Genomic DNA, 15185 nt, shown 5'->3' with positions numbered 1-15185 from the left:
TATTTTATAATTAATCATTTCTTTCGCTATCAAGTGTAAACGAATAAGGATAGTCACTGATATCAATACCTCTCGTTATATTCGGCATTGTATCCATGTTATAAATAATCCTTCCACCGTTTCTCAAATCTTTAAAAGTAAAATAATTCTTTGTATAATTATTACCATTTATTGATACCGACTGTATGTAGGGAGTATTTTTAGCATTATTCTCAGCAACGAGCTCAAGAATTTTTCCCTCAGGTAATTTCACTGTAACTTTAGGGAATAATGGAGATCCTATTACATACTGGTCAGTACCGGGACAAACAGGATAAAATCCCAAAGCAGAAAATACATACCATGCAGAAGTCTGCCCGTTATCTTCATCACCACAATATCCGTCTGGGGATGGAGTATAAAGTTTATCCATCACCTGACGTACCCAATATTGTGTCTTCCATGGTGCTCCACTATAATTATACAGATAAATCATGTGCTGTATAGGCTGATTGCCATGTGCATAATTACCCATATTCATGATTGTCATTTCTCTGATTTCGTGAATTACATGTCCATAATAACTCTCATCAAACACAGGAGGAAGCACAAAAACCGAATCCAGCATAGTTGTAAAAACATCATTACCTCCCATCAAGTTTATCAATCCTTGAGGATCATGAAATACAGACCATGTATAATGCCAACTATTTCCCTCTGTAAATGAGTCACCCCATTTGAAAGGCGAGAACGGAGTTACAAATTTACCGTTTTTACATTTACCCCTCATAAGTTTAGTTTCCTCATCAAACAGATTCTTATAATTAAATGCACGCTTGGCAAACTTATCAATTTCCTTTTTCGGTTTACCTAATTCCTTGGCAAGTTTCCAAATACACCAGTCATTATAAGCATACTCCAAAGTACGGGCAGCATTCTCTTTTATGCCAACATCGCAAGGTACATAGCCTAATTTATTATAATATTCATGGCCTAACCTACCTGTTGACAATATTGTTTCATGCACATTCTCTGTTCCATGAACCAATCCTTCATAAAGTGAATTTATATCTTCTACACGTATGCCTTTCATATATGCATCAACCAGTACAGATGCCGAATTGTTACCAATCATACAATCCCTCTGACCCGGACTTTGCCATTCAGGAAAGAAACCACTCTCTTTATAAGTATTTATCAATCCCTCCTGCACTTCCTTGTTCACTTCTGGATATACCAGATTCAATAAAGGGAAAAGACATCTGAAAGTATCCCAAAAGCCAGTATCGGTATACATATAGCCATCACAAATTTCTCCGGTATGAGGACTATAATGCACTATTTCATTACTTGCATTTATTTCATAAAATTTTCTCGGAAATAACAAAGAACGATACAAGCATGAATAGAATGTTTTCAGTTTAGTTTCAGAATCACTTTCTACATCTATCCTTCCCAAAACAGAATTCCATGCTATACGTCCCTGTTCTACAGTATCATCGAAGCGTTGTCCCAAAACCTCTCTTAAATTAAGCTTTGCCTGCTCAATACTGATAAAAGATGAAGCTACATTTACATGAATCTTCTCACCACGCTTGGTTGAAAAACTAACGATACCACCTACATGCTCCGAAGATACTTCTGTAACTTCGTCATTCAACTTACCATCAGAAAATGTCTTGCCAAGTCTAAAAGGTTTGTCAAAAGTAATCACAAAATAATTCTTAAAATTGCTTGGGGCAAAACCTGCATTCTTAGAAGAGTAGCCTATTATCATTTGCTCATCTTCCAAAATCTTGATATAAGATCCCATATCAAGTGCATCTACAACAATACTACTTTCTTCACTTTCCGGAAAAGTAAACCTGAAAGAAGCAGCACGTTCGGTCGTTGTTAGTTCGGCCAATACATCATGCTCAGACAAATAAACTTGATAATAATGTGGACTGGCAATTTCTGTCTTATGGGAAAACCAGCTACTCCTGTCATCTTCATTAAAAGCCATTTTACCAACTACAGGCATAATTACAAACTGTCCGTAATCGTTTACCCATGGACTAGGCTGATGCGTCTGTTTAAAACCTCGAATTTTATTAGATCCATATACATACTGCCATCCATCTCCCATCTTACCGGTCTGAGGAGTCCAAAAGTTCATTCCCCATGGTCGTGCAATAGCCGGATATGTATTACCCGTAGAAAGTTCGAAAGAGGAAGCCGTACCCATCAAAGGATTTACGTAATCAACGAAATTTTTGGTGGATGCCTTAGCCGAAAATATCGAGAAAATTAAAAATACACTTAAATATAAAAACTTCATACATCTTCATTTTTTAATCAATACAGGCAGGACAACTTTATATCCTGCCTGTAAACTCTTTTACTTCAGTGCCGGAGTATTTGCTCCCAGTCCCCAGTATGGATTTTGATAAATAGGTGAATCAGCATAAGGCTCAGCTTTACTTGCTGATGAAACTATAAAATGCTTGACAGCTATCGGTTCAAGATAATGTGCCATATGCCATGTATAGCCATCATATGCCTTACTAGATTCATAAATTTCGTATGGACGAAGATAGTCTCCCCTCGATGGTGATGACACATTCGATTTATCTCCAGCATCATATACCAAGTTATAATTATGTTCTTTGTATTTTTCAGGATATTCAGTATTCCACAGTTTGAATCCTTCAATATGATATTTTTTGATCATCATTTGTTCCAAAGCTCTCCAGCGCTTTAGATCACTATCACGGAAACCTTCTCCCAAAAATTCATCTCGACGTTCACGGCGGATATTATACAAAGTTTTATCCGTCAGCACCTGACCGGCTGAATAAGCACCCCAATCCAGTTCTGCCTCTTTCTGCATATCTGTATTCTGAATAGTCTTATTAAAATCTTCATCCACTCCGGCTCTTCTTCTTAGAGCCTTCCAATATTCTTCACATTTACTATCCAAATGACCGTTACGCTCATAATATGCTTCCATATAGTTAAGGTAAGCTTCTGGAAGGCGGAAAATATGTACACCATTTACTCCATGCCCACCACTCACATAAGGATGATCCCAATACCAATATTTTCTAGAAACATACCCAGTAGTATAACGTTGGTTTTCTGCACCATTAGTAATATCAGGAACTTCACCTTCTTGTACTATACCATGAGTACCCTGACCTACATTCAGCCAAATATTTACCATACCTGGACGTTTGATAAACAAACTAATACGGTTATCACGGTTTTCCAAAATATTTTCTATTGTATTGTCACCCTTATACAAATCTGATACATACCAAGGAAGACCATCTGTCATCAAATACGACTGAATATAACCACGTGTAACACCATATCCATTACAAGACTGTGTAGCATCCATTGTTCTATTATGTCTTACACCTTGCGCCTCATCATAATCACGCCACAACAATATTTCATTATACCCGGACATATCCATTGCACTGAACATTACAGTATATGGATTATCACCGTTGGTACCATCCATAATTACTCCATTATTAGGTGTCAAGTCGGCTGTAGAATATTTTGAAGCTACTTTGTCAGCCGCATCAATTGCCTGATCAAGAAACCAGTTAATTTCATTATCGATACTTCCGCTTGGATACTGATAATTCTTATTATACTCCTTCTCCTGTCCGGGCCATCCTTTACCATTAGGAACAAATGCAGTACCCTTAAAATACTTCAACCATGTTCCTTCAAATAAAGCAACCCTCGATTTCATAAGATAAGCAACAGAGCGGTATAATCGATTTTTCTTCCCATCCGGTGCAATCTCTTTCATATATCCAGCAGCAATATCCAAATCTTTCAATATAAATCTGGCAACTTCATTGCGAGGCATACGTTTTGATTTTTCAACCAAAGGTTTCATTTCATCTGGCAAGACTTCTGTGATAATAGGGAAATCACCCAAAGCTTTCAATTTATTAAAATATTCACAAGCACGCAAAAAGTGAGCTTCACCTATTAAATGTTTAATATTTTCTTTAGATCCTGACAGTTGTCCAGCCTCAAATTTAGGTTCTACATTACACAAAAAATAATTCAACTGGTAAATATTAGAGAACTCCCAAACCCCACCATTTTCGGCAACCTTATAGTCGCCAGTTGTGTATTTGGTCCAGTAATGAATACCAGCCTCATTATCTGTACCTTTATCAAGACCAACATCCCCCCAGTTATTAGGAATCAATCCGTATCTACTCATGATATATGCTTCCAGCTGTGATTCTTCATTCAAGTAGTTTTCAGGAGTAACTGACGACAATGGGGTTACATCTAACAAATCATTACAACTAGCCATTCCAATACCAAGAAACAGAACAGCCATATTTAAATATTTATTTGTCTTCATAATTAATTGTTTAACTAATGATTAAAAAGTTATAGAAGCACCAACAGAATAAGTTGCAGCTAAAGGATAGTGTATTGCACCACCATATGACATGAATGTTTCAGGATCATAAAATCCAGGAAGTTTGGTTCCTGTCCACAAATTCTCACCTGTCACAAACACACGTACATTGCTTAAATGTAATTTAGTAATCCAATTAGCAGGAAGAGTATAACCTAAATTCACATTTTTCAAACGGATATATGCACCATTTAATAGGTAACGTGTCTGAGCATGTTTGTTCTTATCTGTATCAAATAAAGGACGCGGATAATATGAATCCAAATTTTCACCCAAATAATGATCTGGATCATTTCTGAAATAATCCATATGTTCTTTATAAGAAGTAGATCCCCATAAACTTTCAGCTCCCCAAAAATCCCTGTGCTTAGTAAAATAATCCCTCTTCATTGTTCCCTGGAACATCATAGAAAAATCAAATCCTTTATATTCGGCTCCCATACTGATACCAAAATTATAACGTGGAGTTTCATTACCTATAACCTTCATATCACCATGGTCTTCCATTGTCGAGTTACCCCAATCAATTTTTCCGTCACCGTTCAAATCACGATACATGATATCACCTGCCCCCCATGTTGTCTTACCCTGTGAGTCCATTGCTCCTTGTCCTCCATTGGGAAGGCTTGCCAAATGACGATCCATTTCTTCTTGAGTTTTGGCTATACCAACAGTTTCAAAGCCCCAAATTTCACCCATTTCCTTACCTGAATATAAACTGGTTACATTACCAGAACTATTTGGATAGTTTGTAACTATAGTTTTAGAATCACTTAAATTTGCATTAACATAATAACTCAAACCATTAGGCAACTGATCTCTCCAAGAAACAGAAAGTTCCCAACCTTTTGTTTCTAAATCAGTATTATTTGTTTTCGGTACAGCAACTCCCAATACATCCGGTAATTCTGGAGCAGGACCAACCATATTGTTAGTTTCCCTGTTAAATATATCTAGCGACATATTCAAACGGTTATTTAGCATAGCCAAATCAAAACCAAAATTCAATGTATTAACTGTCTCCCAAGTCATACTCCGACTTATCAATGCTGGAGCAGAAGCCGAATTAGGGCGTTTGCCATTGACCAGCCAATCGCCATTAGCGTTACCTATAGGCATAACAGCGTATGTAGGATACCAATTATCAGTGTTCTGGTTACCAAGTTGGCCATAAGAAGCACGCAACTTCAATGTATGAATTTTATCTGCCAAAGGTTCAAAGAATTTTTCTCGTGCTACATTCCATCCTAATGAGAATGACGGGAACATTTTCCATCTTTTATCTGCTCTAAAACGAGATGTTCCATCATAACGCAAGTTTACCTCCAGCAAATATTTTTCATCATAGTTATAGTTTATACGACCAAAATATCCGGCAGTAACCCATTTATGATATGCTCCACCTACAACAGGAGGAATTGCCTTACCATCAAAACTCATTCCGGAAGTTGTATCAATAGATATCAGATTTGGAACAATAATACCTTGACGTAAAGCATTAAATTTATCTGATTTATACATTTCAAGCTGAGTACCTAGCATAAATTTAAAATCATGCTTGTTCAGTGTATGAGAATATTCAGAATATGCATTCATATTCAAATATGAATATCCGTTATACCCTTCTTTTACGTAATCACTATCAAATCCTCCCATTGTATACAACTGACGGTTACCCTGCGGATCGTACGTATAGATCTTCTGCTTATCGTAAGTTTCCCTCTGAGAAAAATGCTTATAGTTAATATCACCTATAAACTTCCAGTTCTTGATAGGCTCAAATGTAAGATTCAATTGCTGAATCAGCTCATGTCCTTTCTGTTTGAAACGGCCACCGTCTCTAAATGGAAGAGCATGAGTAGCATATGCATACAAGTTTCCATTAGGGTCATAAGCTATTAACGTAGGCCATGTCTGACTTGCATATCCCCAACTTGCAAAGAATGTCTCCATATGACTAGGTGCATCATAATCAGTAAGTCCATAGCGGGTAGAATATGTCATTGACAGCTTATCAGAGAAATCAATCGTTGCCTTTAAGTTCGATGTAAAACGTTGATTCTTTTCAGGATTAAGTTTAACAATACCATCCTGTCCCATATAGTTTACAGAAGCATAAATCTTAACTTTTTCAGAACCTCCTGTAATACTAAGATTATGTTCTTGTGCAAAAGTTGTGTTGTCAAATAGCACATCAATCCAATCCGTATTAGCAAAGCCGTCATTATACAAGTCTTTCCAGTTGCCTGTATTAGGATCGATTTCAATACCATCATGACGTTTTCCATCCATGTAGTCCTTGATTTTCTGCATCTGTTCCGGCTCAAAAAATGGTGTCTGACCTGAATTTGATGCAGCATCATTATAAAATGTCGCAAAAGTATATGAATCTACCGATTTAGGCATTCTGCTTACTCTATTCCATCGGAAAGAGTTGTTGTAATTAACCTGAATTTTACCTGATTTTCCTTTCTTAGTTGTAATTAATATAACACCAAAAGGAGCTCTAGAACCATAAATAGAAGATGCTGCTGCGTCTTTCAAAACTGATACAGATTCAATATCTTGAGGATTCAATCGATTCAAATCTCCCTCCATACCATCAATCAAAACCAAAGGTGCTGCACTGGAACCTTCACCAATGGTACCGATACCACGCACATTAATAGATGGAGACTCGTTCAGATAGCCTGAAGTCTGCTGAATATTCAAGCCCGGCATTGCTCCTTGCAAAGCCTGAGACACATTTGCCACTGCTCTACCTTCAAAAGCTTTTGAATCTACATTTGAAACAGCTCCTGTAAGATTGACCTTTTTCTGAGTACCAAAACCTACTACAAGCACTTCCTCCAAAGTTTGAGTATCTTCTTTCAAAATAACATTCAAAAAAGTTTTACCAGCCACCGAAACCGTATAATCAGAAAAACCGATATACGAAATTTTTAACACAGCATTTTCAGGAACACTTAATTCAAAATTACCATCTAGATCTGTAATTGTACCGATAGTACTCCCTTCCACCATAACATTTGCCCCTATCACAGTTTCCCCGGAAGAATCTTTCACAACTCCAGAAATTTTTTTTGTCTGCTGTTGTTCCAAATAATTTACTGTACTTACATTCTCTACAGTAGCATTGACCTCAATAGTCGGCACCAACAAGGCCAATAGCATAGCTGAAACCGTAGCTTTTCCAGCATTCATTCGATTTTGTTTTTTCATCATATTCTATTTGGTTAAAAATAATATTACTCTACTCCGACAGTCTTCATCAGATGGAAAAAATTTTCTAAAGGAGTATCAAACTGCACATGATGAGTAGGTGCACAAATCCAACCTCCCCCTTTTCCTATAGAATTCTTCAGCCATTTATACTCTTTCTCTATCTGTTCTGGAGTTCCCATTGGCAAAGTAGATTGTACAGCTACCCCACCAAAGAAACAAAGTTTATCCCCATATTTTTCCTGAAGAATTTCCGGATCCATACATTCTGTTTGAATAGGATTCAATACATCCAAACCTATTTCTATCAAATCCGGAATAATATCATAATTACACCCATCTGTGTGATAAGCTACTTTTATATCCGGTTTGATAGATTTTACCGTATGAATAATATCAGCCATTCTATCCTTAAAAAATTCTCTCCATAGATCCGGATCAATCATCATGGCATCCTGAGCTCCCATATCATCTCCCAACCAAATCATATCCACACCTATTTCAGCCATTTTCTTGGCTACCTCTTTATGATATCCCCCCGTTTCATCCAACAAATGATTTACCAAATCAGGATTAATGTAGAAATCAGTCATTAAGGTATCTAATCCACGTAAAGCCCATGCTGATTCAAAAATAGTACAATGAATACGTCCTATTATATAATATTCATCTCCATACTCTTTTACTAAACGTTTAATAGTATGATACAACTCTGGTCTATGTGGATCCGGCGCTTTATAATTCATTGCCTTTACATCATCATCCCGCAACGGGTTACGGGCAATATTTGTATAATGTCCTGTTCCAAACGGAGTTTCATATGGATCAATTTTCCACTCTACCCCCCATTCATCAGTATACGGTTCATCTTTCAAATAATAACTAGTAGACCATCCAACACTAGCCTGTAAAATATCCTGACCTGTTAACTTTTCCAGTTCATACCCATACCATTCCCTATGATGTGGTTCTGTTTTTTGCTTAGGCAACTGAAAATGTGTTCTTAAACGATCTGCAAACTCTGGAGTAAAAGTCGCTTGAAACGGAGGCCTATCTACCTCTTCGTGGTTAAGGGCCCTAATAACCCTATCTCTATGCTTCATAATATTATGTTTTAATTTTTTCACAAAGGTAGATATTGATTATATGACAATTTTAAAATATATTTGCAGTATATTATTGTATTTTTGCAAGCAAAAGAAACCGACACCTCTTTTATCTATCCTTAAATTCATTACATTATGAAAGAAGTTGCAATTGAAAATATAAAAAAAGAAATAGGAAGCAGTTTTTCTGTCATTGCATATAGTAACCCTTATTTTGCAGCTCCTTTACATATTCATCCTGAATACGAATTAATTTTAATAGAAGAAGGGACAGGACTTAGTTTTGTTGGAGATGCTGTACATAAGATGTCACCGGGTGACTTTATGCTGATTGGCTCTAATCTACCTCATCTTTGGTTAAGTGCAGATGAGTATTATGCACCCAATACCTCTTTAATATCACGTTCCGTATACACTCAATTCAATGAATCTATATTCCCTGCAGACCTACATAACATTCCAGAACTTTCAAATATTTATTCTATACTTATAGAATCTAAACGTGGAATAATTTTTAGTGGTAATAATCTCAACTTACTAAAAAACAGATTCAGAACACTAATCCAAAGCAATGGTTTTAAAAAAATACAAGGTCTATATTCATTGCTACAAGACCTTGCAACCTCATGTGAATATCAATACCTCACCACAAATCAGTTTGAGAATTCCAATGAAATATCCGACAACCCTATTGTAGAAAAAGTCAATCGCTTTATCAATACTAATTACCAAAATAATATATCGTTAGAAGATATTGCAAATTATGTAGGAATGAATGCCAGTGCATTATGCCGATATTATAAAAAGAATACCGGCAGAAAAATATTCGAATATCTTTCAGAACTTAGAATTTCTTACGCAGCCAAACTACTTACCAACAAAAACATTACAATCAGTCAAGTTGCATATGATTGTGGGTATAACAGTTTGTCTCATTTCAACCATCAATTTAAAAGTTTAACAGGACACTCACCTAGTGAATACACAAAAAAAATAAAAACCAGAACTTAATATGGAAAAAATATCTGCTCACAAAATACATCTTGAAACTCTTTCTTCGTTTCCAATGAACAAAACTCTTTATTCCTCAAAATAGATACAATCTTCTCCCGATTGGAATCGAATAGAAATTGTCTGCACCCAGAAAGTGAAGCATTACTCAATCGAACTATTTTTGAATTTTCAAACTTAGTAAACAAACCCAGTTCCTTGATTTTATCTACATTTAGATAATTTCCCAATCCACCGGTAAAAAACACTTGTGAAATTTGTGAAACAGATATATTATATTCCTTCAATAATAGCTCCACGCCTGCTGCCAGTGCAGCCTTAGCCAACTGAAACTCACGAATATCTTCAATAGTTAAAGTTACCTCTTTGGTCAAAGAAATTTCTCTTCGAGTCAAATCGGTCATAGCTCCTGTCACATCAATATCTCCATGACGCAACAACCAGTGAATCACTTCTATCAACCCACTTCCACAGAGCCCTTTTGCCTGCTTATCTCCGATTATCTCATATTTACACGTATGCTCCCCTATTTCTTCTACTGCATAAATTGCTCCCTCTATCGCACGCATTCCACACGAAATATTGATGCCTTCAAAAGCAGGTCCGGCAGCTGTAGAAGTATATAAAACATGATGTTTATTACCTAATGCCATTTCCCCATTCGTACCCAAATCTATCAGCAGCTTGTACTCTTCTTCTTGAACCATTCCACAAGACTGTATTCCACACAAAATATCACTCCCTACAAAATGGCTGAGATTAGGTAGAAATTCAACTGGACAAGGTTTTATAAAATCCCATTCCAATGCAGTCGACAACAGCACATACCCTTCATTACTATCAGAATGATAAGGAGCTGTAGCCAGTGAAGCCACATCATATCCGGCAAATAAATGATGCATCACTGTATTACCCGCCAAGACAACTTTCTGAAAAGAAGAAATAGAATTTCTTATAGTCAGCGTATAAAGCATTTTGCCGATACAACCTCTCAATATATGACAAAGTTGCAATAAGTTTTCCTTTTTCTGCATTGCATATTCAATACGAGAAATAATATCTGCACCATAGGATATTTGTGGATTCACCTCTGAACAAGTATCCACAACTTGTCCATTCCCTAAATCTACCACTTGTGCAACGATGGTAGTAGACCCTACATCAACCGCCACACCATACCCACTTTCAGGTACAAAGTCAGACACCCTGGCCTCATCTGTCTGTATCTGCATACCGACTTGTGGTATTTCTAACACTAAATTATCTTCCACCTTACTCAAACAAGCCAACCTCCACTCTTCCGACAATCCTTTTTTATTTAGCCAAGAAACTTGCTTTTCATCCATAGATACATTCCCCGATAATAATCTTACCTTACAGTTCCCGCAAAGTCCTTTTCCGCCACAAGGAAAATCTATATCACAATTGCGCAAAACCTCCTGTAAAGAAGTTCCTGCATCCACAATATAAGTCAGCCCTAAAGGTTCTATTCTTACTTGATATTTTACCATACTATCAGCTACAATTCTTTTACCACTTTAAAGAACGATAAACACAATGTTGTAAAGCACAATCAGCACAACCACTTTTCTTATACTTTACCTTATTACCTATTCCAATCACTCCACTCAGTGATTTAACTGGATGCATCAACATAGAAGAAGACAATGTAACCTGCAACTTATCAACAGGCAATAAGTCTAAAAGAAAGGCCTGCTCAGAGATACTCCATCCACAGTAACCAGGCCCCCAATTGGATGTTATCTTCAGGTTTTCTTTCCGATATAACACAGCCAAATCCTGTTTCATCTTTTCTACTACACAATCCAATGCCCAATTAGCCAATTTATCACACCAATAAGCCTTTAAAAAATCATATTCCTTATTATATTGAGTTATCAAATCCGTAATTTTGTCCCCTACTGTTACTACAAAAAATACCAGCTGAGTACTTTCTTCCAAAGCCTTACATACTTTACCCCCACAATGAAAGACTTTGTTCTGAACCATAAATCCGGTTTTATCCAAACTGTCTACCCGATAAGACTTCCATATAACTTGAGGTACAAGCACTTTATTTACCAAGCTTACAACCTCCTCCAGTTCCGATTCAAAATCAGTACTCAACTCCAAAAGCTTTTCAGCTTCCTCTAATGATATTTTAATTGCATATTCCATAAACTAGATTAACGCTACATTCAAAGTGCAAATATAATCTGATTTATTCTTATATTTATTCAGTCTATTTGCTGTTATTTAACTAATTATAAATACCTGTAAATTTGATTATCAGAAGATTAATACATCATTACAACACTGAATTACAAACAGTAATCGATATGTCCACGAAAGCAAAGTTATAGAATTATTTTGTATGGCAGACAATTTCCACACGTTTTTTGATACAATAATGACAGAATATACGCCTGAAAACACAACGAAACATGACTCTACAACGATGTTCTCGATCCATTATGAACCAAATACTTATTATATATCCGACAGGGATTATGACTCTTTTAAGGAACTATATCGGATTCACCTGACAGGTTCCTTTTTCGTTGTCAGAGCTAAGACGAACTTGAAATGCACAACGGTTAAATGGAAGCGCAGGATGCCTAAACATGTACCGACCGATGCTGAAGTAAAACTGACGGGGTATCTCTCAGAAAAGAAATATCCCGAGTCATTCCGACTCATTCGTTACTACTATGAAGAGGATGACCGTGAATTTACTTTCCTAACAAATGCAACACATGTCTCTGCATTGGATATTGCCAATCTCTATAAGGTTGGTCGAGTTCTTTTTTTAAATGGCTAAAACAACACCTTAAAATAAAGAGGTTCTGGAGTACAACAGAAAACGCTGTCCGTATTCAAATCAGTGTGGCGATCATCATTACTTACTGTCTCGTAGCTATAGTTCAACACGATATACAATTGAAACGCTCAACTTACGAAGTTTTACAGATTCTAAGCATCTCTCTAACGGACAAAACTCACTTACGTAACCTGTTCGATAAGACCAACCTCAATGATGTCAATGAACTCGATTGTCTCCTTTTTGAAGGACTATTTGATTAAATTTTTAACTTGTCCATTTTTATTGGACACTAATGACATCTTTTAAATATTGATCTAAATTAGAACATATTTCTAATATTTCGCTTACTTCATAATCTGCTAAATTAGCAGAGATTAAATCTTGGAAAATCTTCTTAGAATCCATTTATTAATAAAATAAAAAAGATATGGTTGACATTTGGTTGACGATTTTTCAACACCAAGCACAGTAAAATATTGATTTTTCAGATTATTACAGAAGATAATAAGTACGCCCGTGGGGAGTCGAACCCCAATCGATGGAACCGGAATCCATTATTCTATCCATTGAACTACGGGCGCATTATTTTAATGCGACGGCAAATGTACAATTTATTAATGTTTTCTCCTAATATTGACTCAAGAAATTCTTCCTTATCCTTCTCCTTCATCTCCTGAAATATAATCAAAAGTATACCTTCAAAAAGCAAAACACAAACATTATGATATAATAATTTAAAAATAAATTGCATTTTAACAAAATAAACTTACCTTTGCAAACACAATAACTATTAAGAACAAATAATCATGAGCTATTTGATAAAACCAGCCAACTATAAGCCTCTACTCGACATGAAACAAACCGAGTTAGGTATTAAACAGATAAAAGAATTTTTCCAGCAGAACCTTTCTTCCGAATTACGCCTGCGAAGAGTAACAGCACCACTTTTTGTATTGAAAGGAATGGGAATCAACGATGACTTAAGCGGAACAGAACGTCCTGTAACATTTCCAGTCAAAGAACTGGGCGACCAACAGGCGGAAGTGGTACACTCATTAGCCAAATGGAAACGACTGACACTGGCCGATTATCACATCGAGCCGGGATACGGTATCTATACAGATATGAATGCCATCCGTGCCGACGAAGAATTGGGAAATCTTCATTCTCTTTACGTGGACCAATGGGACTGGGAACAGGTTATCACTCCCGAGCAACGTAACATTGATTTTTTGAAAGATATCGTCAGACGTATCTATGCAGCCATGCGACGTACCGAATACATGGTTTGTGAAGCATATCCTCAGATCACTCCTTTCATGGCTCCCGAAGTACACTTCATACACGCAGAAGAACTGTTACAGATGTATCCGGACAAGTCTGCCAAAGAGAGAGAAGACCTGATTACCAAACAATACGGCTCGGTATTTATCATCGGCATAGGTGGAAGCCTGAGCAATGGCAAACCGCATGACCTGCGTGCCCCCGACTACGACGACTGGTCTACTGTTGATACAAAAACAGGACTTCCGGGACTGAACGGTGACTTGCTGATATGGAATGAGGTACTGGGACGCGCCATCGAACTGTCTTCCATGGGTATCCGTGTGGATCAAATGGCTTTGACCAAACAACTCCAGATTGCCCATAAAGAAGAACGTGCCCAGCTTTATTTCCACAAGCGTTTACTGGAAGGCTCTCTTCCTCTTAGTATCGGAGGCGGTATCGGACAGTCACGCTTATGTATGCTATATCTTAAAAAGGCCCATATCGGTGAAATACAAGCCAGCATTTGGCCGGAAGAGATGCGGGAAGAATGCCAACGCTTGGGCATGAATCTTATTTAGTTGATAAATTCTTCCAAAATCACTACCTTTACCCGGACAAATAGAAAAACAACTATGAATGTACAAATAGAAGCTACATGGAAAGAGGTCTTGGCGCCAGAATTTGAGAAAGATTATTTCATTAAACTGACCGATTTTGTTCGCCATGAATACCAGACAACCGTAGTCTATCCTCCGGGAAAACTTATATTCAATGCATTTAATCTTTGCCCATATCCCAAGGTAAAGGTAGTGATAATAGGACAGGATCCTTACCACGGACCGGGACAGGCACACGGACTTTGCTTTTCGGTAAACGATGGCATAGCATTTCCTCCTTCTCTCCAGAACATCTTTAAAGAAATACAAGACGATTTGAGAACTCCGATACCGACAAGTGGAAATCTGACCCGCTGGGCAGAACAAGGGGTATTACTTCTGAATGCAACACTTACCGTACGCGCCCGTCAGGCCGGCTCTCACCAGCGCAAGGGATGGGAAGAGTTTACAGATGCTGCAATCCGGGCTTTGGCCGAAAACAGAGAACATCTGGTATTCATCTTATGGGGATCTTACGCACAAAAGAAAGGAGCTTTTATCGACCGTAACAAGCATTTGGTGCTGACTTCTGTTCACCCCTCTCCTCTGTCTGCTTACAATGGGTTCTTCGGGAACAAACATTTCAGCCGTACCAACGAATATCTTGTTCAGCACGGAGAACAGCCTATCCAATGGTGATTTCCACATCATATAAAAAGGATTCCGCCTTACATACT

The 15185-nt window shown here is 37.2% G+C and carries 9 protein-coding genes, 1 tRNA gene and 1 pseudogene; 4 read left to right on the top strand and 7 right to left on the bottom strand.

The window, feature by feature from the left end; genetic code table 11:
• Positions 1-10 precede the first annotated feature (10 nt).
• Genes WKU26_RS07770 through WKU26_RS07755 form a run of 4 tightly spaced genes read right to left on the bottom strand, consistent with a single transcriptional unit; the run spans position 11 to position 8631 of the window.
• Entirely contained in the window at positions 11-2299 is a 2289-nt protein-coding gene (locus WKU26_RS07770) for a GH92 family glycosyl hydrolase (RefSeq protein ID WP_340321536.1), read from the bottom strand.
• A gap of 60 nt (positions 2300-2359) precedes the next feature.
• Positions 2360-4360, bottom strand: a complete 2001-nt coding sequence (locus WKU26_RS07765; protein WP_340321535.1) for a RagB/SusD family nutrient uptake outer membrane protein — start codon at positions 4358-4360, stop codon at positions 2360-2362.
• 21 nt (positions 4361-4381) lie between these two features.
• Entirely contained in the window at positions 4382-7645 is a 3264-nt protein-coding gene (locus WKU26_RS07760; RefSeq protein WP_340321534.1) for a SusC/RagA family TonB-linked outer membrane protein, read from the bottom strand.
• A 23-nt stretch (positions 7646-7668) separates the two neighbouring features.
• Positions 7669-8631, bottom strand: coding sequence for a uroporphyrinogen decarboxylase family protein (locus tag WKU26_RS07755; RefSeq protein WP_340321533.1), 963 nt, complete (start codon positions 8629-8631; stop codon positions 7669-7671).
• Positions 8632-8883: 252 nt separating this feature from the next.
• Here WKU26_RS07755 and WKU26_RS07750 point away from each other — a divergent pair, with 252 nt between their 5' ends.
• Positions 8884-9759: an AraC family transcriptional regulator gene (locus tag WKU26_RS07750; protein WP_340321532.1), complete on the top strand. Its 876-nt coding sequence runs from the start codon at positions 8884-8886 to the stop codon at positions 9757-9759.
• Here WKU26_RS07750 and WKU26_RS07745 read toward each other — a convergent pair.
• Together WKU26_RS07745 and WKU26_RS07740 are read right to left on the bottom strand one after the other, a co-directional pair.
• On the bottom strand, positions 9756-11270 hold the full coding sequence (locus tag WKU26_RS07745) for an ASKHA domain-containing protein (RefSeq protein ID WP_340321531.1): 1515 nt from the start codon (positions 11268-11270) through the stop codon (positions 9756-9758). The genes WKU26_RS07750 and WKU26_RS07745 overlap by 4 nt on opposite strands.
• Positions 11271-11289: 19 nt before the next feature.
• Complete coding sequence (locus WKU26_RS07740; protein ID WP_340321530.1) at positions 11290-11937, bottom strand: vitamin B12 dependent-methionine synthase activation domain-containing protein; 648 nt, start codon at positions 11935-11937, stop codon at positions 11290-11292.
• Between the two features lie 211 nt (positions 11938-12148).
• Here WKU26_RS07740 and WKU26_RS07735 point away from each other — a divergent pair.
• Positions 12149-12843, top strand: a pseudogene (locus WKU26_RS07735) (transposase); the annotation flags it as partial.
• 249 nt (positions 12844-13092) lie between these two features.
• Here the strand turns inward: WKU26_RS07735 and WKU26_RS07730 are convergent.
• Positions 13093-13164: transfer RNA gene (locus WKU26_RS07730), tRNA-Arg, on the bottom strand.
• 225 nt (positions 13165-13389) lie between these two features.
• Here WKU26_RS07730 and asnA point away from each other — a divergent pair.
• Entirely contained in the window at positions 13390-14430 is a 1041-nt protein-coding gene (gene asnA, locus WKU26_RS07725; RefSeq protein WP_340321529.1) for an aspartate--ammonia ligase, read from the top strand.
• 54 nt (positions 14431-14484) lie between these two features.
• The gene (locus WKU26_RS07720) at positions 14485-15147 is read left to right on the top strand and encodes a uracil-DNA glycosylase (protein WP_340321528.1); all 663 of its coding nucleotides are present in this window, start codon (positions 14485-14487) and stop codon (positions 15145-15147) included.
• Positions 15148-15185: the final 38 nt, after the last annotated feature.

It is taken from the genome of Phocaeicola sp. HCN-40430 (assembly GCF_037890285.1).
Lineage (GTDB): Bacteria > Bacteroidota > Bacteroidia > Bacteroidales > Bacteroidaceae > Phocaeicola > Phocaeicola acetigenes.
The sequence above is the reverse complement of the archived record's forward strand: the minus strand, read 5'-3'. Positions and strand labels throughout refer to the sequence as shown.